The sequence below is a fragment of the Cohaesibacter haloalkalitolerans genome (genome assembly GCF_003574655.1).
Classification (GTDB): domain Bacteria; phylum Pseudomonadota; class Alphaproteobacteria; order Rhizobiales; family Cohaesibacteraceae; genus Cohaesibacter; species Cohaesibacter haloalkalitolerans.
On sequence record NZ_QNUM01000005.1, the window covers coordinates 374,109 to 398,388 of the forward strand.

A 24,280-nucleotide genomic window follows, 5' to 3' on the forward strand; every position below is an offset into this window, starting at 1 on the left:
TGCCTCTTGGTTTCGTTTCAAGCAAAGCGAAAGGTAGCAGATTTGCCGTCAATCGCAAATCGGGACTGGCGGAGGTTGAGCCGAAGGAACCGGAAAAGGAAAAGCCCGCCGGGTCAGGCGGGCTCTTTGGCTATGTGTGGCAGACGGCAAGCGCCGCCCTCAGCTCAGCGAAGCATGAATGCCTGACTTGATCTTGCGCCCGGCAGAAAGGCCTTCAACCTTTTCGACAATCGAGGCCGCATCAATACCATGATGATGATAGAGATCGCCAATGGTGCCTGTCTGGCCGAAATGCTCGACGCCCAGAGAAATCGTCTGATGGCCAACGACACCGCCAAGCCAGGCGAGGGTGGCCGGATGGCCGTCGATCACGGTGACCAGCTTGCAGTGGGCGGGCAGGGGCTCCAGCAGCCGCTCGATATGGGCACTGGCCGCAGTGTTGCCCCGTGAGCGGGCCCGTTGCGCCGCGGTCCAACCGGCATTGAGGCGGTCGGCTGAGGTAACGGCCAGAACGCCGATGTCGCGGCGGGCCTCGGCAATGGCGCCCGCGGCCTTGATTGCTTCAGGGGCGACAGCGCCCTGATAGGCAATGACCACCTCGCAATTCGGCCCCGGTTTGCGCAGCCAATAGGCTCCGTCGATGGCTCCCTGACGGAAAGTGTCATCAATCCGCGTGCCGGGCTGGTCGATGGGATTGGTGGTAAGGCGCAGATAGACCGAGCCGCCGGTTTCATCGCGCAGCCAGGTACGCTCGTCCGGATCCCCTTCGCCATCGCGCTGCATGTAGTCGAATGCCCATTCCATGATGACGGCGAGTTCGTCGGCAAAGGCTGGCTCAAAGGCAGCAAGGCCATCCTGGCTCATGCCGATGAGAGGCGTTCCGACCGACTGGTGCGCGCCACCCTCCGGTGCAAGGGTGACACCGGACGGGGTACCTACGATCATGAAGCGCGCATCCTGATAGCAAGCATAATTGAGCGCATCGAGCCCACGGCAGACAAAGGGGTCATAGACCGTGCCGATGGGCAACAGGCGCTTGCCGAACAGCGAATGCGAGAGCCCGGCGGCCCCGAGCAGCAGAAACAGGTTCATTTCCGCTATGCCCAGTTCGATATGCTGGCCCTGGGGTGCAAACTCCCACTTGGCCGTGGAGGGAATGCGATGCTCGATAAAGGCGTCAGCCTGAGGCTCTCGCGCAAACAGCTTGCGACGGTTGACCCATGGCCCGAGGTTTGTCGTGCCCGTCACGTCGGGTGACGTGGTGACGATCCGGCTCGCCAGTTCGCTGTCGCCCTTGGAAAGGCTGTCGAGAATCTTGCCAAACGCGGCTTGCGTAGACACTGCCTTTTCAGAGGCGATCTCGATGACGGGAACATCGATGACGTGATCCGTATACCGGCGTCGACCCTTGGAGAAGAAGGGAACAGAAGACAGAAACGCCTTGAGCCCTTCCACATCTTCCACCGTTGCAAACTGGTCCCATTCCTGTCCCTTTGGAACCCCCATGTGGATTTGCCAGTCTTCCATCTGGGCCTTGTTCATCAGGCCGCCATGATTGTCCTTGTGCCCGGCGATCGGAGTGCCCCAGCCCTTGACCGTATAGGCCAGAAAACAGGTTGGCCGGTCATGGTCGATCGAGGCGAAAACATCTGCCATGGTGGAGACGCAATTACCGCCGAGATTTTCCATCAGCGTTGCAAGGTCCTTGTCACTGTGGCGGTCGATGAGGGCGGTTACGTCGCCCTGATCGCCCAAATCGTCCATCAGTCGCTTGCGCCAGACCGCACCACCCATGAAAGTCAAGGCCGAATAGGTCTGGTTCGGGCAGGCATCGATCCAGGCGCGCAGCTTGTCACCGCCCGGTTCCTCGAAGGCTTCGCGCTGAAGCTTGCCATATTTGACCCGGACCACATCCCAGCCAAAGGCGGAGAAGATCTTTTCGACCCGCTCGAACAGTCCTTCACGCACGATCCCGTCCAGAGACTGACGGTTATAGTCGATGATCCACCAGCAGTTCCGGAGGTCGTTTTTCCATCCTTCCTGCAGACATTCATAAATGTTGCCTTCGTCGAGTTCGGCATCGCCCACCAGTGCAATCATCCGACCAAGCTTCTGTTCAGCTCCCCATTCCTTGGCCTTGATATAGTCCTGCACGATAGAGGCAAAGCTGGTAATCGCAGCCCCAAGCCCGACTGAGCCGGTGGAGAAATCGACATCATCGATGTCCTTGGTCCGCGACGGGTAGGATTGTGTGCCGCCAAAACTGCGGAAGTTTTCAAGCTTCTCACGGGTCTGCAGGCCCATCAGATATTGCATGGCATGGAATATCGGTGAGGCGTGGGGTTTCACTGCGACCCGGTCCTCCGGCTTCAGGGCAGAGAAATAGAGCGCGGTCATGATCGAGACCATGGAGGCGGAACTTGCCTGATGGCCACCAACCTTGATGCCATCCACTTTCGGACGTATGTGGTTGGCGTGGTGGATCATCCAGTGTGAGAGCCACAACAGGCGCTGTTCGATCGTCTTGAGGTGATTGCTTGTCATTGTTGTTCTTCCTGCTGGTATAATTGGACATAATACGGAACACGAAGAGTGGATTTCTGGCTATCTATCGCAATGAGTGCTATCAGATTGGAGGAAAGCACCAAGAACAAGGGCGATCTTGATGGAAAACGTCAATCTGGACAAGTTCGATTTACAGATTCTCCGTCTGTTGCGGAGCGATGGCCGCCTGTCCGTTCAGGCTCTGGCCGAAGCCATCGGTCTTAGCCCGACACCGACAGCCCGCCGACTGAAGCGGCTTGAAGAATGCGGGGTCATCAAGGGTTACAGTGCCCTGATCGACGAGAGCGCCCTCGGTTTCGATGTCACCGTATTTGTATCCGTACAACTCGACCGGCAGGTGGATAACGCCTTGGCGCAGTTCGAGGCGGCGATCAAGACTTTCCCGGAAGTGGTGGATTGCTGGCTGATGACCGGCAACCGCGATTATCTCATTCGAGTGGTGACACGGGATCTGAAGGACTTCGAACACTTCCTTGTCGGGCGGCTCACCAAGGTTCCCGGCGTTGCCAATATTGAAAGCTCCATTCCGTTGCGCCGCATCAAGGAGGGGCTGGCGCGCACGCCATGAAGAGCCTGTGATCCTGTGTGATCACATGTCGCGTGGGACCGAGTGCTCACGTGTGACCGACGAGTTGGGAGTATTTTCGGTTTCATCCCGTCTTTGTTGATTTATTCTTGGTGTCTCTACTGAGTAATTCGATCTACATGATCCGGTTGTTCTGCTTAATATTTGGGCAAAATGTATAGCTGGGCTTTGTGCGCTGAAGCTGGTTCGGGCTTTATCACCAACAAAATCAATATACTCCAACATGGCGCAAACAATGCCTTTGACTACCAATTGTTATGTTCGGCAGTGACAATAATAAAGGCATCAACTTGTGATCACACGGGGGATGGGGTAACGTTATTTGATCAATGCAGCGGATGTTAGGAGATATATTGTGAAGCATACTAAGATTTTGACCGGCGTTGCCTTTGCGCTCAGCCTGGTTGCCTCTGCCGCCAGTGCCCAGGACATGGCTTTCTTCCGTATCGGAACAGGCGGCACCGCCGGCACTTACTACCCAATTGGCGGGCTCCTTGCGAATGCGATTTCCAACCCTCCGGGGTCTCGTCCATGTGACAAGGGCGGCTCATGCGGCGTTCCCGGCCTGATCGCTTCGGCGCTGTCGGCCAACGGCTCTGTCGCCAATATCAACGCGATTGCTGGCGGTTCGCTGGAATCCGGTTTCTCCCAGTCTGACGTCGCCACCTGGGCCTACTCCGGCACCGGCATCTGGGAAGGCAAACCGGCTGTCGACAAACTGCGCGCCATTGCCAACCTCTATCCGGAAAGCATCCACCTCGTTGTGAGCGCCGATTCCGGGATCAACAGCGTTGCTGACCTCAAGGGCAAGCGCGTTTCCATGGACGAACCCGGTTCGGGCACCCTTGTCGACGCCAAGATCATCCTCAATGGTTATGGCCTTACCGAAGCAGACATCTCGCCGGAATATCTGAAGCCTGATCAGGCTGCCGACCGTATGCGTGACGGTGCCATGGATGCCTTCTTCTTTGTTGGTGGCTATCCTGCCGGCGCGATTTCCGAACTGGCCAGCCAGCATTCCGTCAAGATGATCCCGATCACCTGCGAAGAAGCTCCGAAGATCTGCGAAGACTTCAAATTCTTCGGCCCGGACACCATCCCGGGCGGTACCTACGACGGCAATGCCGACGACGTGAAAACCCTGTCTGTTGGCGCCCAGTGGGTCACCAGTGCCGACCAGCCGGAAGAGCTGATCTACAACATCACCAAGGCTCTGTGGAACGCCAACACCCGCAAGCTTCTTGATGCAGGCCATGCAAAGGGCAAGATGATCACCGCCGACACCGCGCTCAATGGCGTTGGTATTCCGCTGCATCCGGGCGCAGAAAAATTCTACAAGGAAGCTGGTCTCCTGAAATAATGCCCCTTGGGGCGTGAGACTTGTCTCTGACAAAACAAACGGGAAGGGGGGCGATGACATGCGCACCCCCTTTTCCTCTTTCCTACAGGAGCGCAGAAAATATGGCCGACGACAGCATCAAACAGAGCACAGAAGAACAGATCAAGGAACTATCCGCCGACGAGCTTCAGGCAATCGAGGAAAAGTTCGATCCGGAGCTCCGCTTCCGTATTCTGCAAATGCCTCTGACGCTCGTCGCCGCCGCCATCCTGTTCCTGTTGTCATGCTATCACTATTACACGGCCGGGTTCGGCATTCCACAGGCAACGGTGCATCGTGGGTTCCACATGGGCGTGACACTGCTGGTCGTCTTTCTCAGCTTCTCGGCCTTCGGCAAAAAGGAAATCGCCTCCAGCTGGGCCGCGCCGTTCGGCTTGCCTCTCATAGATTGGTGTCTTGCCATCGCGGGGATCGTCAGTGCGCTTTATGTGCCATGGATCTATAGCGAACTTGCGTTTCGTGTCGGCAACCCACTGCCAATCGATGTTATCATGGGCACCATATTGATCGTGGTATTGCTCGAAGCAGTACGGCGTTCCATGGGGTGGCCTTTGCCGGTCATCGCGATCCTTTTCATGGCCTATGCCTATTTCGGCAAGTCCATGCCCGGCATTCTGGTCCATCCCGGCGCCAGCTGGTCGAACATCGTCAACCATCTCTATCTGACCTCACAGGGCATCTATGGCACAGCGCTCGGCGTTATCGCGACCTATGTGTTCCATTTCGTCCTGTTCGGCGTGATGGCAACGCGCATCGGTCTAGGGCAGTTGTTCATCGACGTTGCTTCGGCCCTGGCCGGGCGCTATGCGGGTGGCCCTGCCAAGGTGTCGGTGTTGTCCTCGGCGCTGCTGGGGTCCATCTCCGGTTCTTCCATCGCCAACACGGTGACAACCGGATCCCTGACCATTCCTGCCATGATCCGCATCGGCTATCCACGCCACTTCGCTGCTGCCGTTGAGGCTGCCGCTTCGACCGGTGGCCAGATCACACCACCGGTAATGGGTGCCGTCGCCTTCCTGATGATCGAATATCTCGGCGTTCCGCTGACGACGATCCTGACCGCTGCCCTGGTGCCTGCCTTCATGCATTTCTTCGGTGTGCTGGTTCAGGTTCATCTGGAAGCCCGCCGTCTGGGGCTTCGGGGCATGTCCGTCGAAGAGTTGCCCAATGCATGGCGCGTGCTCAAGAAGGGCTGGTTGTCCGTCCTGCCGCTCGCTCTGCTGGTGGCCGTCCTGCTTTCTGGCCGCACCCCGTTCGCCGCGGCCTTCTGGTCGATCTCCGCGTGTATCGTCGTGCTTGCCATCCAGCAGATCCGGGCGTCCGGCCTAATCGAAGGGATCAAAGGAACGCTGCATGGCATCTGGGAAGGCTTCATTCTCGGTGCCAAGCAGTCCTTGTCAGTTACCGCAGCAGCCGCGCTGGTGGGCGTGGTGATTGGAGTCGTCACCCTGACGGGTGTCGGTTTCAAGATCGCCTATATGGTCACGACCATTGCGCAGGACTGGGCCAATTCGGTTCACGACATGGTCGCCTTCCTGCCGTTTGAACTGATGACCGTGCCATCCCTGACGCTGTTGTTCACCCTGATGCTGACCGCTGTCGTCTGCATCCTGATGGGCTGTGGCATTCCGACCACGGCGAACTACATCATCATGGTGGCCGTGGCTGCGCCCATTCTGGGCATGCTTGGTGTCCAGCAGATGGTGGCCCACTATTTCGTGTTCTACTATGGTGTGCTTGCCGACGTGACACCTCCGGTGGCCATGGCGGCCTATGCCGGGGCGGGGATAGCCGGAGCTAACGCCTTCAAGGCGGGCAATACAGCGTTCCGCTTGAGCATGGGCAAAGCGCTGGTGCCCTTTGTCTTTGCCTTCCAGCCAGCCCTGTTGATTGTCACCGATGGTTTCACCTGGCAGGCCTTTGCTCTGGCCTTTAGCGGCGCCGTTCTTGGCATCTGGGTGCTGGCATCGGCCGTCTCCGGCTGGCTCTATGCGCCGCTCTACTGGTTTGAGCGCCTCATTCTCGTGTTCGCTGCCATCCTCTTGGTGGCACCCAATTTCTCAGCAACCGCTATCGGTCTGGTTCTGGTCGTGCCAAGCATGTTGCGGCAGTTGCTGCCGCGCATTCTGTCGCGAACACCGGCCTGAAAAAAACCAGTCGTCAGGTCGTCGCGCGCTTCGTCGTGGCGACCTGATGGACGACCCATGACCAGTGCTGGTGCCCGCCTTGGGTTTGTTGCGGGCAAAATGTCGCGGATAAAATAGGCATATCATAATCACTTTTGACCAATGTCTAGTTTCAACTTCTCCCGCCATCCTGTTTTCTTGTTGGAAACCGGGATTTAGGGAAGGGGCGGTCGGATTCGGTCCGATCACAGGTCAAACGCATGCGGGCATTACGCAAAGATAGTCTGGCAGTCTGTGTCACGCTGATAGCGTTGACCTGTCAGCTGTTCTTTGGTGTCGTCCATGCCACGTCTGTCTGGACTGCTGCGGCGGGAGATGTTGCCAAGGTCCAAAAGGGCAGCACAGCCTACAGCTTCCTGCAAATCTGCTCCGCTGGCGGGCTCATCATTCTTGATGATGAGAGTGGCAGCAACAATGCCCCCGAAAAGGGCGTCAACCCTGATAGTTGCCCGGTCTGTGCCTCGGCAGCCATCGCCCCAATGTTGGAAGGCGCTCCGCCGATACTCGCTGTGAGTGAGCCTGCCAGCTTTCCCGCTGCGGTCCAGCCTTATGATCAAGTCCTCGTAGTCCTTGCCCTGCATCGCATTTACGCGCGCGGCCCTCCGACCTTTTCATGACATCCCCATAAAAGGCCTGACCAGTCGCGCCCGGAACCTTGTAGGCGTGCCTCGGATATTGAGCCATCGCGCGGCAACGCCCGCGGCTGGTCAGGTGTGTTTTACTCGATTGAAAAGAGACACTGTCATGAACCGCCGTACCCTTTTGACTTCGGCAGCGCTGGCCCCTGTTGCCATTGCCCTTTCGCCTCTTGCCGCTTTTGCTGCGATGCTGTCCCCCTGGGAATGGACCAGCAAGAACGGTGTTACCGGACACATGAAAAAGGACACCAATCCGACCGACAAGGAATTCGAGAAATATCCGCGCTGTACCTATTGCGGCATGGTGCGTGAGCAGTGGAGCCAGACCCGGCATCTCATCCAGTATGATGATGAGTCTTGCGAAGGAACATGCTCGATCCATTGTCTTTCCCTGTCCCTCGGCCTCAACATGGACCGCGTCCCGAAGAGAATCTGGGTTGGTGACGCCGGTTCGGACGCAGAGATCAAGCCGCTGATTGACGCTTCGAAAGCCCACTACGCTCTCGACCCGACAAAACCTGGCACCATGTCAGCCACCCGCAAGTGGGCCTACGCCGATCCTGAAAAGGCCGCAGCATCTGGCGCCGCGCGCGTCGTCGGATTTGAGGAGGCGCTGGAAGTCGCCTATGCCGATATGGCAAAAAGTACCCTTATGATCCGCAAGCGCAGGGCCGAAAAGCGGGCACATATGGCCAAGAAAATGGAAGACATGAAGACCAAGGGCAACTGACCCGGTCTTCCCCCGTTTTCAGGGAAGGAAGGATGGGGAAACCGAGCACACTGGTCTCCATCCTTTCTCTCCCTTAACCCTTCAAGGCAAAGTTCCATGTGTTCCCATCTCGATCATTTCTCCATCAACAGGCGACAGGTCCTGACGTTGGGCCTGCTGCTGACGTCAGTCTCTTCTCTGTCAACGGCTGGGTTTGCCCGGCAGGCCGCATCGCCTCTGCCTGACCTTCCCATGCCCGGCGACAGGGACGCCTGTCCCGTTTGTGGCATGTTTCCGGCCCGCTATCCCGACTGGATCGCCACGGTCCTTTTCAAGGACGGGCATGCGGATCATTTCGACGGGGCCAAGGATCTGTTCAAATATCTGCTCGACATGCCCAAATATGCTTCCGGGCGGAAGGCCGAGGAGATCGACCGCGTGGGCGTGACCGACTACTACGCGACCGAGCGGATCGACGCCCGATCGGCCCTCTATGTCATGGGGTCGGATGTGTTGGGGCCGATGGGCCATGAACTTGTCCCACACCCGGATCGCTATGATGCCGATGAATTCATGAAGGATCATCGGGGCAAGAGGTTGGTGACGTTCGAAGAGGTGACAATGGCGCTGCTTCTTGGCCTCGACAAGGGGGAGTTTCTGCTCACATGATCCTGCGTCCTTCCGTCATTGTCCTTGGGCTTGTGGCCCTGTTCATGGTCCTGCTCGGGGTGACCGTGATACTTGCTGCTCTTGATGACAGCCCGCGCCAACCGGCAAGATCGTTGGTGCAACAGTTGGGGCTCAGTGACCTTACCCTGTTCACCGAAGCCCGCTATACACGCAATCCATCAATGGCAGACCTCAGCACGGCCTTTCAGGATCATCCGGTGTCGCTGGATCATTTCCCGACGGGATCGCTCATTGGCCCAAACCTGCATTTTTCCAGCAAGGCGCGAATTGAAGTCAGTGACGAAGAGGAGGGGCGGTGAATAGCACAGCGCTGCGGCGTCACCTCAATCTGATCGACTTCACCCTGTCGGCCATGCGTCGGCGGCTTTGGCGAAACGTCATGCTGTTTGCGGTCTATCTGGTCCTTGTCTTTTTGCTGGCGTCGGTGATGTCTTTCTCCCATGCCATCCGTCGGGAGGCGGCTCTGATGCTGTCGGGCGCGCCGGAGATCACGGTGCAGCGACTGGTCATGGGGCGACACGATCTGGTGCCGCTGTCCTATCTCGACAAGGTCGGCAACATTCGCGGCGTTCAGAAGGCCTATGGCAGGCTCTGGGGCTACTTCTATGATCAGGGAACACGGGCCAACTATACCCTGATGGTGCCCGGCCCCGATGCGAAGGACTACCAGCTGACAAAAGGTCAGGCGATCCTTGGCGAAGGAATTGCCCGGGTGAGGGGGGCGAAAAAGGGGCGCATTCTGACCATCACGTCGCCAACGGGCAAGCCGCTCGTGATGCGCATCAAGGATGTGATGATGCCCGATTCCGCTTTGGTGGGCAGCGATTTGATCCTTGTGACTGAAGAGGATTTCCGCCGCTTCTTCAACCTGCCGCCCAATGTCTACACGGATCTGGTCCTCAAGGTGCGCAACACCCGGGAGGTCTCCACGATCGTCGGAAAGGCTTCCTACCTGCTTCCCGATGCGAGGTTTGTGACGCGGGACGATATCCTGCGTACCTATGAAGCTATCTTCTCATGGCGAGAGGGGCTTTTGCTGGCCTTGCTCGCCGCCGTGATCGTCGCCTTTGCCATCCTTGTTTTCGACAAGGCCTCGGGGTTGTCTGGCGAAGAGAAACGCGAAATCGGCGTCCTGAAAGCCGTGGGCTGGGACACGAGTGACATTCTGGCGATGAAATTCTGGGAAGGGGCGCTGGTCTCGCTGCTGGCATTTCTGGGCGGCGTGCTGGCCGCCTACGCCCATGTTTTCCTGTTCGACGCAGGGCTTTTGAAACCGGTGCTGCAGGGCTGGGGTGTTCTTTACCCGGATTTCTCGCTGCCGCCGAGTATTGATGGCCTGCAACTGGCGACTTTGGCTATTTTCACCATAGTTCCCTTCACTGGGGCCACCATCGTGCCCATCTGGCGGGCTGCCATCACGGATCCGGAACAGGTGATGCGATGATTGAACTCGAGTCTGTCTGCAAGATCTACAATGATGGCCAGCCAAATGAAGTGCGGGCCGTGCGTGACGTTTCCCTGAAGATCCCTCTCGATGCGACGACGGTTTTTCGTGGTCCGAGTGGGTCCGGCAAGACGTCGCTGTTGAGCATGATCGGCTGTCTGTCGCGACCAACCTCCGGCCGCATCCACCTTGAAGGCGAATGTATTTCAGGGCTGCCGGAAAAATTCATGACCGATATTCGCCGCCGGACGTTCGGTTTTATCTTCCAGCGGTTCAACCTGCTGCGCGGTCTGACCGTGATGGAGAATGTAATGGCTCCGGCCTTGCCGCTCGGCGGTGATCACGCTGACCTCCGGCACCGTGCCATGGAGATCTTGCATCGCCTGCAGTTGGATCACAAGGCGACCGTTGCCAGTGAACTGCTTTCAGGCGGCGAAGCCCAGAGGGTGGCGATTGCCCGCGCGCTCATCAATGATCCGGCAATCATCCTCGCCGATGAACCGACGGCCAATCTCGATACGGCTTTGACGGAGGAATTTCTCGGTGTGATGGCCGATCTCAAGCAGCAGGGAAAGACCATCCTGATGACCAGCCACGATCCGCGCATATGGCAAGCCAAACTTGTCGACAGGATCGTCAGCATGAAGGATGGCGCGATTGAAGACGTGCTGGAGCAATCAGAGCGGGAGAACGAAAAAGAATGATCTTTCAAAGCACCATCCTTGCGCTTCTGCTCGTCTCGACGCTTGATAGTCTTATTTTGCTGTGGGCAGCGATTTTCGCCTATGGGGTGCTGAAAAACTGGGACGTGAGCAGCGGCAGGGCACGGCAGATCAACATGGAGCGCAAGACCTATCTGGTTTCGACTGCGCTAACCTTTGTGATGGTGGTTGAGCTGCTGAGCCTCTTGCTGTTCGTCTACAACGCCGATCGCATGGCGGTGATGTTCACTGGCGCGATGTGCGCTGTCGGTACGCTGAATGTCAACGCCTATGGCTTTCCTGCACTGCTGTTCAAACTGGCGACCTTCTTCGGTGCTTTTGTCTGGCTCGTGCTCAACCATGTTGATGGCAAGGGCAGGGACTATCCGTTGACGCGCTACAAATACGCCTTCCTCATCGGCCTTGCCCCGGTCATGCTGGTCGGAGCGGCACTTCAGCTGAGCTATTTTCTCAACCTTGAAACGGACGTCATCACCTCCTGTTGTTCGCGGCTGTTCACGCCCGAAGTCTCTGGTATCGAAGCGCAATTGTCTTCGCTCGATCCTGAGCTGGCGCTCTGGTTGCTGTTTGGCGGGTTGGGATTGTTGACGGTGCTGGCGACGCTCGGCCTCTGGAAACCAATCATGACGCCGCTTTATGCGGTGATCAGCCCGTTCTTTTTCATCGCTGCCATCGTGGCGGTGATCTCGGTCATCGCTCCCTATATCTATGCCCAGCCATATCACCATTGCCCCTTCTGCATTCTGAAGCCGGAGTATGATTTCATTGGATATGGAATTTACATAAGCCTATTTATCGGAACAGGTTTTGCGCTGTCGTCTGGCTTTCTCTCACTCCCCTTGAGGGCCCTGAAGGTTGATAGCTTAAAGCGAGACCTGCCGAAGGAGGTTGCGCGATCCGTCAGTCTTTCCATCGCTGCCTTTCTGATGTTCGGAGCCATCTGCCTCTATGCCATCTGGCGCTCAAATCTGTTTCTCTTCAAATGAAAAGATATAGATGAAGCGCTGCCTCTTGGAGCAAATTGGTGGCGCGCAGCAATGGACAAAAGACTTGTGCAACCGATGGCCGCATTTTACAAACGGAGCATCAGTACACGTCATGCTGTCTTTGCATTAGTCGGACAACTGTCAACCGGATGAGGGGCGAACAATAGCAACATGCGAAGGCTTTCCATCCGCTCCGTGCTTTGGGCGATGTTCTTGATCGCGCCGATGCTGCTTCCCGCTCCAGGCTCTGCGGGCGAGGTGAAACGCATTGGTGTTCTTGATGTGCTCGGCGAAGAGCATTCCCGCGCCCACTGGGCCCCGACCGAGGCCAGTCTGGATGTCGCCTTTCCTGATGTAACCTTCGAGTTGGTGGCGCTGGATATCTCGGGGCTTGATGCTGCTCTGAAGGCCGGGCAGCTCGATTTTGTCATCACCAATCCGGGCAACTATGCCGAGCTTGAGTATCGTTATCACATCAGCCGTATCGCGACGGTGGATGAAGATCAGCCCGTGGCCTCGACACTGGTCACCGCTGGGCAGTTCCAATCGCTGGAAGACCTGGTCGGCAAGAAGATGGCCGTGGTCTCGACCGAAGCGTTCGGCGGCTTTCAGGTCATCTGGGCGGAAATGAACAAGGTCGATCCGTCTCTCGCTCGTCGGCTGGACATCCTTCAGACCGGTTATCCGATGCAACAGGTGGCCGAAGCGGTGCTTGAGGGCAAGGCCGACGTCGCCGTCATGCGCACCTGCACTCTGGAGATGCTGCAAAAGCAGAATCCCACCCGCTATGGGGCGCTGAAGGCCTTCGCTACAAGAAGCGACAGCCAAACCGATTGCGCCATATCGAGCCCGATCTACCCCAACTGGCCGTTCGCCAAAACGCCTAGAACCGATGCCGCTTTTGCCAAGCAGGTGGCGATAACGCTCATGCAGATGCAGGCGGGCAACCTCTGGACCGTCCCGCTTGACTATCAGTCGGTTCATGCGGTGTTGCGCCAGTTGCAAATCGGGCCCTATGCCCGGACCGGGCCGATTTCCCTCTCGGATTTCATCAATGATTATCGCGAGTGGTTGGTCATCATCGCAGGAGCGTTGATCTTCTGGGCGATCTATTCGGTGCGTATCGAGAGCCTTGTGCGCAAACGGACGAGGGACCTCAACAATACCAATGCCCGGCTGCGGCTTGAGATGGCTGAACGCAAGCGTGCCGAGGAAGCTGATCGCAAGCATATGCGCGAACTCGAACATGTCGCTCGCCTGTCCATTCTTGGCGAGATGGCATCCTCCATCGCCCACGAGCTGAACCAACCGCTTGCCGCCATTTCCAACTATGCGCAGGGTTGCCTGTTGCGGATCAAGGCCAATCGTTTCACGACAGATGATATGGAATTGGCCTCCGGTGAAATCGCCCAGCAGGCGCAGCGGGCAGCCGAAGTCATCCGCCGCATCCGCGCTTTCGTCCGCAAGAAGGAAACAAAGCCGGTAACGGTTGTTGTGGCTGACCTGATCGCCGATTGTGCCGCCGTCTATGAGGCTTCTGCCAATCGGGCCGGTGTCAGCGTTACTGTCGATCTGGTGCCGGGGCTGCCGCTCATCACGGTTGATCCTATCCAGATTCAGCAGGTGGTCCTCAATCTCGTTCAGAATGCCATTGATGCCATGGGCGAGTTGGAACCGGAGCGGCGCAAGGCCATCCTCTCCGTTCGGCCGTGGCGCGAAGCAAGTGATGGCATTTTGCTGCGGGTGCGCGACTTCGGCCATGGAATGAGCGAAGAAGACCTTGGCCATTTCGCTGAAGCCTTCTATACCACAAAGACCGACGGAATCGGGCTGGGGCTGGCGCTCAGCCGGTCCATCGTGGAAGCACACGGCGGGTCCATGCGGGCCAAGCGTCCCGATGATGGCGAGGGACTGGAAGTGGCCATCTGGCTGCCAACGGGAGAGAGGGCATGACTGAGGACGGGATCATCCATATCGTCGATGACGATCGCGCTGTGCGTGAGGGCCTTGGCTTCATGCTGTCGTCCCTTGGTCTGACCATCGAGACGCATGGTTCGGCGGCAGAGCTGCTTGACCGGCTGGATGGCGCGGTGGTGGGGTGCATTCTCGCTGATGTGCGGATGCCCGGAATGACCGGGCTGGAACTGCTTGATGAGTTGAAGCGACGCAATTGTGCCCTGCCGGTGATCATCATCACAGCCCATGCCGATGTGCCGATGGCAGTTCGGGCCATCCGCTCCGGAGCACTCGACTTCTTCGAGAAGCCGGTCAACGGCATGGCACTTGTCGAACGCATCAACGATGCCTTGAAGGAAGCCCGCGCCCGCGCCGGAGACGAACAGAAGAAGGCCGCGATAGCAGGGCGCGTTGAGAGCCTTACAAGCCGTGAGCAGGATGTTGCCCGGGCCATCATGGATGGCAGGCAGAACAAGCAGATTGCGGCGGATCTCGGAATTAGCCTCAAGACCGTGGAAATCCATCGCCACAATCTGATGACCAAGATGGAAGCCACGACACCGGCGGATCTGGTGCGGCAGCTTGTCACGGTCAATTGGGACGAGATTTAGGGGTTACCCCCTAAAGGCCCTGGGTTTGGCCTGATTCACTCCAACAGAACTCCTTTCTACTCTGGTTCTCAAGACCGGCTGCCCCTCCTTGTGATTCAAAACACGAAGAGGATGCGGCCTCTGAGGGACCAAACGGGTTTTACATGTGCGCGGCAGTCATCTTGCCGGTCATCCCAGCCCGGAGTGAAAGGACCAGCCATGGATAGTTCTCGCCGACAATTTCTCGGAGCGATTGGACAGGTGACGATAGGGGCCGCGGCCACGGTTGCCGGGGCCAACAGCGCTTCGGCAACAACCGGCTCCACGACCGATGGCAAGGGCGCCAGCGGCCCCCACTGGGGCATGGTCGTTGACTTGCGCAAATGCATCGGCTGTCAGGCCTGCACGGTGGCTTGCATCATGGAAAATGCTGTGCCGGAAGATGCCTTCCGCACCCACGTATCCGTTTATGAGGTAGTCAAGGAAGGGCGCGACCCGGCTATGGTCATGTTGCCACGCCTGTGCAACCACTGTGACGAACCGCCTTGCGTCGAGGTCTGCCCGGTGCAGGCCACCTACAAGCAGGAAGGAACCGGCGAAGTGCTGGTCGATGCCTCCCGCTGCGTGGGCTGCGCATATTGCGTTCAGGCCTGTCCCTATGACGCCCGTTTCATAAACCACGAAACCCAGACCGCTGACAAATGCACTTTCTGCGTCCATCGCACCGAGGCGGGGCTGTTGCCTGCCTGTGTCGAAACCTGCGTTGGTGGTGCGCGCATCTTCGGCGATCTCAACGATCCTGAAAGCACGGTATCGCGCTTGTTGGCGTCGAATGAAGTTTCGGTTCTGCGTCCCGAGATGCACACCGATCCCAATGTCTATTACATCGGACTGGATGAGGCCCTTGATGGCCGTGTCGCAGGGGAAGCTGCCTACAAGCCTCCTCTGACCACCAGTTTGGAGCATCACGGGGAGGGCCGATAATGCAGATTCATGAACTCGTTGGCGCAGTCCACGAAGCAGCCTGGTTGCCATGGGCGGTGCAATATTTCTTCCTGATCGGCATGTCGACGACAGCCCTGTTTCTGAGTTTCCCGGCATTTGTTCTTGGTCGTGCGTCCTCCCTGCCGCACGCCCGGCTGGCGTTGATCACGGCAGTAACGACCGGCATTTCCGGTCCCGTTGCCCTGCTTGCTGATCTGCACCAGCCGGGTCGGTTTTGGGAGTTCTTCGTCTACACTCACGCTACTTCGTGGATGGCATGGGGCTCGTGGATTGTCATGTCCTACGTTACGCTGCTGCTGCTCTATGCATGGGCCGTAAACCGTCCTGCCTTCTATCGCTGGGGTCAGGATGACTGGCGCTTTGCCTGGATCTTCCGCTTCCTTGCCTTCGGCAGTCCGGCCAACGGCTTTGCCCGCATCATTGGCATCGGAGCAGGTGTTGCTGCGCTTGGCATTCTCACCTACACCGGCATGGAAGTTGCGGTTGTCTACTCCCGTCCGCTCTGGCACACGCCTCTGCTACCGCTGCAGTTTGCTGCCACAGGCGCTGTCGGTGCACTTGGTGTGATGCTGGTGCTCGGTCGGCTGTTTGCAACCGGCAGAGTGGTTGAAGCGCGCATGAACCGCATGCTGGCTCTGGCCCTTGTTATCGTCGGGATCATCGGCGCCCTGTGGTTCGCGGTTGCCCTGTCCGGCATCAGCGAGAGCCATACCGAGGCGCTGGCTTCTGTCGCTGGCTTTACCGTTTGGCAGAGGATTGCGCTATGGGCCGCAGCTGCGATCATCATTCCGCTGGTGATCGCTGTGGTCGCGCCCTCGCGGTCGGGCTGGATCACCGGCCTTATTGCCATCCATGCAGCCTGGATGTTTCGTTGGACCGTCTTCATGGGCGGGCAGGCCGTGCCCAAGGTCGGCTCCGGGCTCTATGATGCCCTGATGCCAACGGGCCTTGAAGGCCTGATGGGCGTGATCGGAACCTTCGGGCTCTGGATCTTCCTGCTCATCCTTTACACCACATTCGTGCCCTGGGCCGAGGCGGAGGTGCCGGACGATGGTTCGACGTCGTCTGCCGCCCCCCAATCCGCACGTACCGTCTGAGGAGAAAGCCCATGTCAACACGTCGAAATATTTTGAAGGGTGCTGCGGCAATCGGTGCTTTGGGTGCATTCGCAGCAGGCTATGCCGAACCGGTCAAAAAGGTCCTGAAGGGCAAATGGTCCGGTGAAGTGCCACGCAAGAACATAACCGGTAATGCGCCGGAACCGGAATATCGCGTCGCCGCCAATGGCGAGATTGAACTCAACCCGGATCAGACCGTCAGCTACGCCATGTGCATCGGCTGTACCACCATGTGCGGTGTGCGTGTGCGGGTCGACAAGACCCAAAACAAGGTGCTGCGGGTGACGGGCAACCCGTATAATCCACTCAGCACGACCGAATTCCTGCCTTATGAAACGCCCGTGCGGGAAAGCCTTGTGGCGCTTGCCCAGGCAGGTGAAGGCAATGGAATGCTGCATCGCTCGACGGCCTGCGGTCGCGGCAATGCGGTGCTCGACCAGCTCGACAACCCGCGCCGGGTTCTCCAGCCTTTGAAGCGTGTCGGTCCGCGCGGGTCTGGCCAGTGGCAGACCATCAGCTTTGAACAGCTGGTGGAGGAAGTCGTGGAGGGCGGCGATCTGTTCGGAGAAGGCAAGGTGGCAGGCCTGAGGGAGATCCGCGATCTTGAGACCCCGATCCGCGCCGACGCACCCGAGTTCGGCCCTCGCGCCAATGGCGTGGTGATGCTGAGCTCGGTCAACGATGGTCGTGACAACATGAATCTGCGCTGGCTCAAACAGGGGTACGGCTCCACCAACTACGCTCGTCACGGCTCCTATTGTGGCGGCTCCTATCGGTCAGGGTCCGGCGCCATGTTTGGCGACGTCAAGGGGATGCCGCACGCAAAACCGGATTTCGAGGAGGCCGAATTCATCCTGTTCGTCGGCACCGCACCGGGCAATGCTGGCAACCCCTTCAAACGCATTGGCGCTCTGGTGGCCGAAGCCCGCAGTGACGGCAAGCTCGACTATGTGGTCGTTGATCCGGTGCTTAACCACGCCCAGAACGGTCCATCAGGCGATCGGTCCCGCTGGGTGCCGATCATTCCGGGTACAGACGGCGCCCTGGCTATGGGCATGATGCGCTGGATGTTCGAGAACGACCGCATCAACAAGGCCTATCTGGCTCAACCTTCCAAGGAAGCGGCAACGATCGCCGGGGAAGCCAACTGGAGTAACGCCACCCATCTGGTCATCGTCGACGAGAAGAGCCCGCGCATGGGCAAGCTGTTGCGCGGATCGGACATGGGGCTGGAACTGGCCGAAGGGGCCAAGTCCTATGACGACAGCGACCCCTATATGGTCGCCTCCGATGCAGGCCCCATCCCTGTAGGAGACCAGCCTGCGCCGCTGTTCTTTGATGGAACGGTCGAGGGCAGGGATGGTCCGATAGCGGTCAAGTCGGCGCTTTCGCTGCTGCGTGAGGAAGCGGAACGCCTGAGCTATGCTGACTATGCCAGTGCCTGCGGAATTCCAGTTGAAACGATCACCAATCTGGCTGATCGCTTCACCAGCCATGGCCGCAAGGCAGCAGTCAACAGCCACGGCGGCATGATGAGCGGGTCTGGCTTCTACAATGCCTTTGCGCTGATGATGCTCAATACGCTGATCGGCAATCTCAACTGGAAGGGCGGCACCGTCATGCTCGGCGGCTGGTACCCCGACACCAACGGCCCCGCTTATGACCTCAACAAGGTGATTGGCGCCGTCAAGCCGAAGGGCCTGCCACTGGGGCGCAATGTGCCTTATGAGAAGACATCGGAGTTCAAGGCCAAGAAGGCCTCGGGCAAGGCCTTCCCGGCGGACGGGCCGTGGTACCCCAATGCACCGGGACTGGCGACCGAATGGTTCTCCTCGATGGTCAATGGCTATCCTTACAACATCGAGGCGCTGATCCTGCGCAATGCCAATCCGATCTATGGTATCGCCGGTATCGAGCATCTTGTGCCGAAGCTGAAGGATCCGAAGGTGGTGCCGCTGATCATCTCCATCGATCCCTTCATCAATGAAAGCACGGCGCTTGCTGACTATATCGTACCCGATACGGTGATGTATGAAAGCTGGGGCTTCGTCAAGCCGTGGAACGGCGTGCCAACCAAGGTGACGACGGCCCGCTGGCCGGTCGTTGAGCCGAGGGTTGCCAAAACGGCGGACGGTGTGCCGATCGATGTCGACATGTTCCTTATCGCAACGGCCAAGCGGCTCGGATTGCCGGGTTTTGGCGATGCTGCCATTCCCGACAAGGACGGCGCCATGCATCCGCTCAACCGGCCGGAGGATTTCTATCTGCGCGGAGCGGTAAATGTCGCAACATCCGGCGGATCTATGGTGGACGAGGCCAGCGACGATGATCTCGTCGTCTCGGGTGTCGAACGCATCCGCTCGACATTGGAAGCGACCCTGAAGCCGGACGAATGGCGCAAGGCTGCAACCGTCTATGCCAAGGGCGGGCGCTATGAAAACAAGGACAAGAGCTACAAGGGCGATCTGAGCGCCCATCCGTTCGGCAAGGCCATGCAGATCTATAACGAAGGTGTCGGCAGTGCCCGCAACGCCATGACCGGCAAGCGCTCCCCCGGGGTGCCAACGTGGCGTGAGGCGGAATTTGTCGATGGCAGCAAGGTATCGGATGTCTACCCGGCAAGCGAATGGCCGGTGAAGGTGATCAGCTTCAAGTCGCCGTTGCAGAACTCCTATTCCGTCGGAGCCAAGACGCTTTTGCGGGTCGTGGGAACCAACACCCTCAACATCGGCCGCGATCTGGCTGAAAGCCAGGGCATCAAGACCGGCGACAAACTGCGCCTGACCACGCCGGGCGGTAGCCTTGAGAGTGTTGCCGTGGTGCGAGATGGGGTGGTGCCGGGCACCGTTGCCATTGAGCATGGTTTTGGCCATCGCCGGTTTGGCGCCGCCGATATCACCATCGACGGTGCCACCATGCCAGCCGATCCACGACAAGGCAGCGGCGTGTTGCAGAATGACCTGGGTCTGATTGATCCGACCAGAAGCAACCCCGGTGTTTGGGTCGATCCGATTTCCGGAGCCTCTGTTCGTCAGGGCCTGCCGGCAAAAATCGAAAAGATCGCCTGACGATCAGAGACAAAAGCTCGGCTGCCGGAGTGACCCGGCAGCCGCTCGTCTGGTCTGTTGCCGTAAGAGGAACCACGCCATGGCCTTTATCGATCCATATGGACGTACCATCGACTATGTGCGCCTGTCTTTGACCGATCGCTGCAACCTGCGCTGCTTCTATTGCCTGCCAAAGGGTACGAGGGGCTTTGCCCCATCAGACACACGATTGACCTTCGATGAAATCGAGCGGGTTATCAGGGCTTTCGCTGTGCTGGGCGTGCATCGCGTCCGATTGACAGGTGGCGAGCCGCTGGTGCGCAAGGGGGTGGCTCAATTGGTGGCCCGACTGCATCAAATCCCGGGTGTCGATGACATGTCCATGAGCACCAATGCGCTGCTTTTGGAGCCTCATGCCGAGGCTCTGTTTGCCGCTGGCGTGGGAAGGCTCAATGTGTCCCTCGACAGCATCAATGTCGAGCGTTTTGCCCGCATCACCAATGGTGGAAATCTGGACCACGTATTGAAGGGCCTTTTCCGTGCCCGGCAGGAGGGGTTTGATCCGATCAAGATCAACATGCTGGTCATGAAAGGCATCAACGACGATGAAGTCGTGCCGATGGCTCGCTTCTGCATAGAGAATGGCTTCACCCTGCGCTACATCGAAACCATGCCCATGGGGGCAGGGGGCATGGATGCCGTCTCTCGCTATCTGCCGTTGGATGTCGTGGAAGAGGCGCTGAAAGCCGAGTTCAATCTGATCGACGACATTTCATCGGGCGGCGGCCCGGCCCGCTATAAGCGGATTGCCGGAAGCGAAACGAAAATAGGCTTCATCACACCGCTGTCGCGTCACTTCTGTGCAAGCTGCAATCGGGTTCGCCTTGGCGCCGACGGAACATTGCATCTCTGCCTTGGCAATAGCCATTCGGTCGGCCTGAGGGAGCCTCTGCGGCAGGGTATTGATGACGAGGAACTCGTGGCCCTGATCCGCAAGGCAATCGCTCTCAAGCCGTGGCAGCACAATTTCAATCAGCCAAAGACGGGCGTTAACCGATCAATGGCCGCCACGGGTGGTTGATCACGAGATCCTCAAGCGTAGAGGGTGGTCCAGCGTTCCACCAGTTCATCATGCAGGCTGACAACGGGCGGTGTCAGCATTTCGCTCGGCACAGTGAAGACCGAGTCGGAACCGATCTGGGAACTCCAGTGCAGGATCCACGGCGCAAAGAGGATCGGCAGGGCGACCGGCAGCAACCAGTAGAAAATGTTCGGTGCCAGATAGATGGCGAGCAAAAGCCCGACCACGCCAATGAGAGACACCCACCAGGCCGCAGCGAAACACTCCGCATAGCTCAATCGGCCGTCCCCACGGTTGTTGGTTGGCCATCCGCCATCCTTGCCCATGACGACCTGATAGACCGAGCGCGTTGCATAAAGCATGACAATCGGTGCGATCAGTGACGAGATCAGCAGCTCCCAAAGCGTCGAGGTCAGAGCCTTGCCCGCACCGCCATAGAAGCGCGCCCGATCCGTGATGGTTGCCTTGACGACAATCATCAGCTTGGGCAGAAGCAGCAAGCCGAAAATGCCAACCAGCAGGCTGATGGCCTGAAAGGTCATCGACGGCGGAATATAGGGTGTTGGCCAGTTTGGCACGGGGAAATAGTTCGGCTGGTTGTCAAAGCCCGGCGCCAGAATGGACACGATCAGGAACGCCAGCCAGAACAGCGGCGCGATATAGGCCATGATGCCTTGAGCAAAGACAAAGCGTGACCATGGCTTGAGGCCGGGCGCATTGATGACGCGGGAATGCTGCAGGTTACCCTGACACCAGCGCCGATCGCGCTTGGCATGGTCAACGACATTCTCCGGGCCTTCTTCATAGGAGCCTTCCAGATCGTCATCGACACGGACAATCCAGCCCGCACGGGCGAGAAGGGCCGCCTCGACATAGTCGTGGCTCATGATGTGGCCGCCAAATGGAGGCTGGCCACGCAAGGCAGGCAGACCGCATGACTGGGCAAAGGCATCAATGCGTACAATGGCATTGTGTCCCCAGAAGGGGCCGGTTTCGCCCTGCAACATCGCAAGCCCGCGACAGAAGACCGGCGAATAGAACGAGGCTGCAAATTGCATGGCCCTGCCAAAACGGGTTTCGGCGCGAATGATCTTGGGCAAGGTTTGCAGCAAGCCGAGGCGTGGCTCGGCTTCCATCCGGGCGATCATTTCGAGGATGGTGTCACCCTCCATCAGGCTGTCAGCATCCAGAATGATCGCATAGTCATAGGCCGCGCCGGAATGGGTCAGAAAGTCCTCGATATTGCCGGCCTTCTTGCCGATATTCTGGGCGCGGCGGCGATAGAAGAAGCGTCCCTCGCCATCGCATTCCTCGACGAGATGAACAAACAGTTCCTCTTCCTGTCGGGCGATATCGTCCTTGCGGGTGTCCGACAGAATGGCAAAATGAATGTCTGCGAGCGGATCGCTGCGTTTGAGAGATCTCTCCATGGCAGCCAGCCGCGTGAAGGACATCAGCGGGTCTTCATTGTAGACGGGCATCAGAATGATGGATCTGCCGGTAATCCTGTCGCTTTTCTTCAGCGAGACTCTTGCTGGCGATGTGGTGAGACCGATCATCCCCTGCATCCCACCCCAGGCTAGCCAGATGGTGGAAATCAGGATGAGCCCCGACAGAATGATGTCAAACAGGTTTATGCCATTGACTGCGACCACCTGAAGAAAGGTCATGAACGCAATGGCACCTATTGCGAGGCTTGCCAGAATGGCAAAGCCCCGCAACAGATAGAGCCCGAACTTTTTCATAGATTAGCGCTCATGCACCAGAAAGTCTGGCGGTTTCCCGAAGGAAAATCCGCAAGCTGGACACAAACCCATGGTGTTCCGGATTTTCCAGAATCTGGGTCGGCATGGCCAGGGGAGCCCGCGGCAAAGCGCAAGGGCCGGAAGTCAACTCTTCAAAAGTCATTGTCATCACCTTGTTTTACGCTTGCAATATAGTTGATGTTTCAACCAATTAGTCATTGATCCATTGATACGCCCAGGTTTCGCTGAGGCGTCGGTTATAGCCTGACAGATGTGCTGTCATTTCCACTATGCTTCCTTCACTGGCGGCAATATCCATCACCAGACGCCATACCTTTTCTTCTGGGATCGGCGTCAGGGTCTGGGTCTTGATTTCGCCATTCTGAATAGCGCTGTTGATTTTCACATTGCCGACTTCACTGGCGGGCAGGTTCGCCAGAACCCCGTCCTTGAAGTCGATAACGAACTTGCGGGTGCCGTCCTTGTTCCTGACACCGGATACGCCGCCGGTCCCGGACCGGGTTTCCAGCACGTAAGCCAGTTCTTCCTCGGATTGTGCGGGCAGATTGCCCCAATGCATCCGGTAGGAAAACTCAAGGCTCTGGCCTGCAGAGGCGCCATTTTCCGGCATCCAGAAGGCGACGATATTGTCGTTGACTTCCAGATCGGACGGAATTTCCACCAGACGCACGGAGCCCTTGCCCCAGTCACCAACCGGTTCGATCCTCAGGGATGGCCGCCTTTCATACATGGCGGAAATATCCTGGAAATGATCGAAATTCCGGTCACGCTGCATCAGCCCAAAGCTCTTTGGCGATTGCTCGGCAAAATAGCTTGAAGCCAGATTCGGCGGGTTGGACAGGGGGCGCCAGACGCGCTCGCCATTCTGCTTGACGATTTCCAGCCCGTCACTGTCATGCACGTTAGGGCGGTAGTCGTCGAATTTGTCCCTGTTGCGTTCGGCGAACAGGAACATGGAAGTCAAAGGCGCGATGCCAAGCTGCGGCACGTCTTCCCGCATGTAGAGACGCGCGGTCGTGTCGATCACGGTGTTCTGGCCCGGATTGATGACAAACCGGTAGGCCCCGGTGACCGAGCGGCTTTCGAGCGCCGCATAGACTGTGATCTTCTGTTCGGACGGGTTCGGGCGCTCCACATAGAAGCGGGTGAACACCGGAAACTCTTCCGGTTCCGAGCTGCCGGTATTGATCGCCAGACCGCGGGCGGACAAGCCATAGACCGAACCATGACCGAGCGCCCGGAAATAGGAGGCCCCCTGGAAGGAGACCAGTTCGTCAAAGACGTCCGGGCGGTTCAGCGGATAGTGAAGCCGGAAACCGGCAATGCCTGGCAGAGCCCGATGAGCGGGAACCTTGTCGCGAGATTCCCGCTCGTAGATGAAGTCATCCGTGTTGAAGCCCATCGGCGTAGCCTTGCCTTCCGTGACCTCAAACAGGGTCACGGGAGACTTGAACAGCCAACCCATATGGAAGGCATGAAGACGGAATGCCGATGCATCGATATCGGCAAAACGTGCCTTCTCCGGGTTGAACCGGATCATCCGATAGAGGTCGTAGGTAAGGTCCTTGAGATAGGAATCCTCCACCTGCGGCCGGGACACATAATCCTTGGACGCCATCTCCTGCATTTCGGCAGAAAGGCTGTCGAAGCTGAAGGGCTGAGCGACTTCAACGGTATCTGCCGGTGCTGCGTCGGTTCCTGCAGCAAATGCGAGATTGCTCAGAGAAACCAAGCTTGTGGCAGCAGAAGCAGCCAGAAACACGCGACGCGTAATAGACATCGGAGCATTCAT

General features: G+C 58.2%; 19 protein-coding genes. 16 read left to right on the forward strand and 3 right to left on the reverse strand.

The window, feature by feature from the left end; genetic code table 11:
- Positions 1-159 precede the first annotated feature (159 nt).
- Positions 160-2,544: a 1-deoxy-D-xylulose-5-phosphate synthase N-terminal domain-containing protein gene (locus tag DSL70_RS14845; protein ID WP_119308714.1), complete on the reverse strand. Its 2,385-nt coding sequence runs from the start codon at positions 2,542-2,544 to the stop codon at positions 160-162.
- A 121-nt stretch (positions 2,545-2,665) separates the two neighbouring features.
- Here DSL70_RS14845 and DSL70_RS14850 point away from each other — a divergent pair, with 121 nt between their 5' ends.
- The 16 genes from DSL70_RS14850 (at position 2,666) to moaA (ending at position 20,722) form a co-directional block, all read left to right on the forward strand.
- Complete coding sequence (locus DSL70_RS14850; protein WP_119308715.1) at positions 2,666-3,133, forward strand: Lrp/AsnC family transcriptional regulator; 468 nt, start codon at positions 2,666-2,668, stop codon at positions 3,131-3,133.
- Positions 3,134-3,506: 373 nt separating this feature from the next.
- Positions 3,507-4,511 (forward strand): TAXI family TRAP transporter solute-binding subunit, encoded by a 1,005-nt coding sequence (locus DSL70_RS14855; RefSeq protein ID WP_119308716.1) that lies wholly within the window; start codon positions 3,507-3,509, stop codon positions 4,509-4,511.
- A 101-nt stretch (positions 4,512-4,612) separates the two neighbouring features.
- Positions 4,613-6,697: a TRAP transporter permease gene (locus DSL70_RS14860; protein ID WP_119308717.1), complete on the forward strand. Its 2,085-nt coding sequence runs from the start codon at positions 4,613-4,615 to the stop codon at positions 6,695-6,697.
- Positions 6,698-6,936: 239 nt separating this feature from the next.
- Positions 6,937-7,353, forward strand: a complete 417-nt coding sequence (locus tag DSL70_RS22275) for a hypothetical protein (protein ID WP_162916722.1) — start codon at positions 6,937-6,939, stop codon at positions 7,351-7,353.
- 127 nt (positions 7,354-7,480) lie between these two features.
- Complete coding sequence (locus tag DSL70_RS14870) at positions 7,481-8,104, forward strand: nitrous oxide reductase accessory protein NosL (protein ID WP_119308719.1); 624 nt, start codon at positions 7,481-7,483, stop codon at positions 8,102-8,104.
- A gap of 96 nt (positions 8,105-8,200) precedes the next feature.
- Complete coding sequence (locus DSL70_RS14875; protein WP_119308720.1) at positions 8,201-8,752, forward strand: nitrous oxide reductase accessory protein NosL; 552 nt, start codon at positions 8,201-8,203, stop codon at positions 8,750-8,752.
- Positions 8,749-9,072, forward strand: a complete 324-nt coding sequence (locus tag DSL70_RS14880; protein WP_205563272.1) for a hypothetical protein — start codon at positions 8,749-8,751, stop codon at positions 9,070-9,072. Before DSL70_RS14875 ends, DSL70_RS14880 begins: the two co-directional genes overlap by 4 nt.
- Positions 9,069-10,217, forward strand: a complete 1,149-nt coding sequence (locus DSL70_RS14885) for an ABC transporter permease (RefSeq protein WP_205563273.1) — start codon at positions 9,069-9,071, stop codon at positions 10,215-10,217. Before DSL70_RS14880 ends, DSL70_RS14885 begins: the two co-directional genes overlap by 4 nt.
- Positions 10,214-10,921: an ABC transporter ATP-binding protein gene (locus tag DSL70_RS14890; RefSeq protein ID WP_119308721.1), complete on the forward strand. Its 708-nt coding sequence runs from the start codon at positions 10,214-10,216 to the stop codon at positions 10,919-10,921. The genes DSL70_RS14885 and DSL70_RS14890 overlap by 4 nt, the downstream gene beginning before the upstream one ends.
- Entirely contained in the window at positions 10,918-11,925 is a 1,008-nt protein-coding gene (locus DSL70_RS14895; protein WP_119308722.1) for a hypothetical protein, read from the forward strand. Before DSL70_RS14890 ends, DSL70_RS14895 begins: the two co-directional genes overlap by 4 nt.
- 171 nt (positions 11,926-12,096) lie before the next feature.
- Positions 12,097-13,878 (forward strand): sensor histidine kinase, encoded by a 1,782-nt coding sequence (locus DSL70_RS14900; RefSeq protein ID WP_119308723.1) that lies wholly within the window; start codon positions 12,097-12,099, stop codon positions 13,876-13,878.
- A complete protein-coding gene (locus tag DSL70_RS14905; protein ID WP_119308724.1) occupies positions 13,875-14,492 on the forward strand; it encodes a response regulator transcription factor in 618 nt (205 codons plus the stop codon). The genes DSL70_RS14900 and DSL70_RS14905 overlap by 4 nt, the downstream gene beginning before the upstream one ends.
- 198 nt (positions 14,493-14,690) lie before the next feature.
- Positions 14,691-15,455 (forward strand): sulfate reduction electron transfer complex DsrMKJOP subunit DsrO, encoded by a 765-nt coding sequence (dsrO, locus tag DSL70_RS14910; RefSeq protein ID WP_119308725.1) that lies wholly within the window; start codon positions 14,691-14,693, stop codon positions 15,453-15,455.
- Positions 15,455-16,573, forward strand: coding sequence for an NrfD/PsrC family molybdoenzyme membrane anchor subunit (gene nrfD / locus DSL70_RS14915; protein ID WP_119308726.1), 1,119 nt, complete (start codon positions 15,455-15,457; stop codon positions 16,571-16,573). The genes dsrO and nrfD overlap by 1 nt, the downstream gene beginning before the upstream one ends.
- A gap of 11 nt (positions 16,574-16,584) precedes the next feature.
- On the forward strand, positions 16,585-19,662 hold the full coding sequence (locus DSL70_RS14920; RefSeq protein ID WP_119308727.1) for a molybdopterin-dependent oxidoreductase: 3,078 nt from the start codon (positions 16,585-16,587) through the stop codon (positions 19,660-19,662).
- 79 nt (positions 19,663-19,741) lie between these two features.
- The gene (gene moaA, locus DSL70_RS14925) at positions 19,742-20,722 is read left to right on the forward strand and encodes a GTP 3',8-cyclase MoaA (protein ID WP_119308728.1); all 981 of its coding nucleotides are present in this window, start codon (positions 19,742-19,744) and stop codon (positions 20,720-20,722) included.
- Positions 20,723-20,733: 11 nt separating this feature from the next.
- Here the strand turns inward: moaA and mdoH are convergent, their stop codons facing one another.
- A complete protein-coding gene (gene mdoH / locus DSL70_RS14930; protein ID WP_119308729.1) occupies positions 20,734-22,467 on the reverse strand; it encodes a glucans biosynthesis glucosyltransferase MdoH in 1,734 nt (577 codons plus the stop codon).
- Between the two features lie 211 nt (positions 22,468-22,678).
- Entirely contained in the window at positions 22,679-24,268 is a 1,590-nt protein-coding gene (locus DSL70_RS14935; protein ID WP_205563274.1) for an OpgD/OpgG family glucan biosynthesis protein, read from the reverse strand.
- Positions 24,269-24,280: the final 12 nt, after the last annotated feature.

Excerpts from the sequence above, each read along its gene's own strand:
- DSL70_RS14860 (WP_119308717.1), top strand. The coding sequence starts at position 4,613 with ATGGCCGACGACAGCATCAAACAGAGCACAGAAGAACAGATCAAGGAA.
- DSL70_RS14870 (WP_119308719.1), top strand. The coding sequence starts at position 7,481 with ATGAACCGCCGTACCCTTTTGACTTCGGCAGCGCTGGCCCCTGTTGCC.
- dsrO (WP_119308725.1), top strand. The coding sequence starts at position 14,691 with ATGGATAGTTCTCGCCGACAATTTCTCGGAGCGATTGGACAGGTGACG.
- moaA (WP_119308728.1), top strand. The coding sequence starts at position 19,742 with ATGGCCTTTATCGATCCATATGGACGTACCATCGACTATGTGCGCCTG.
- DSL70_RS14880 (WP_205563272.1), top strand. The coding sequence starts at position 8,749 with ATGATCCTGCGTCCTTCCGTCATTGTCCTTGGGCTTGTGGCCCTGTTC.
- nrfD (WP_119308726.1), top strand. The coding sequence starts at position 15,455 with ATGCAGATTCATGAACTCGTTGGCGCAGTCCACGAAGCAGCCTGGTTG.
- DSL70_RS14895 (WP_119308722.1), top strand. The coding sequence starts at position 10,918 with ATGATCTTTCAAAGCACCATCCTTGCGCTTCTGCTCGTCTCGACGCTT.
- mdoH (WP_119308729.1), bottom strand. The coding sequence starts at position 22,467 with ATGAAAAAGTTCGGGCTCTATCTGTTGCGGGGCTTTGCCATTCTGGCA.
- DSL70_RS14875 (WP_119308720.1), top strand. The coding sequence starts at position 8,201 with ATGTGTTCCCATCTCGATCATTTCTCCATCAACAGGCGACAGGTCCTG.
- DSL70_RS14890 (WP_119308721.1), top strand. The coding sequence starts at position 10,214 with ATGATTGAACTCGAGTCTGTCTGCAAGATCTACAATGATGGCCAGCCA.
- DSL70_RS14920 (WP_119308727.1), top strand. The coding sequence starts at position 16,585 with ATGTCAACACGTCGAAATATTTTGAAGGGTGCTGCGGCAATCGGTGCT.
- DSL70_RS14905 (WP_119308724.1), top strand. The coding sequence starts at position 13,875 with ATGACTGAGGACGGGATCATCCATATCGTCGATGACGATCGCGCTGTG.
- DSL70_RS22275 (WP_162916722.1), top strand. The coding sequence starts at position 6,937 with ATGCGGGCATTACGCAAAGATAGTCTGGCAGTCTGTGTCACGCTGATA.
- DSL70_RS14900 (WP_119308723.1), top strand. The coding sequence starts at position 12,097 with ATGCGAAGGCTTTCCATCCGCTCCGTGCTTTGGGCGATGTTCTTGATC.
- DSL70_RS14850 (WP_119308715.1), top strand. The coding sequence starts at position 2,666 with ATGGAAAACGTCAATCTGGACAAGTTCGATTTACAGATTCTCCGTCTG.
- DSL70_RS14845 (WP_119308714.1), bottom strand. The coding sequence starts at position 2,544 with ATGACAAGCAATCACCTCAAGACGATCGAACAGCGCCTGTTGTGGCTC.
- DSL70_RS14935 (WP_205563274.1), bottom strand. The coding sequence starts at position 24,268 with ATGTCTATTACGCGTCGCGTGTTTCTGGCTGCTTCTGCTGCCACAAGC.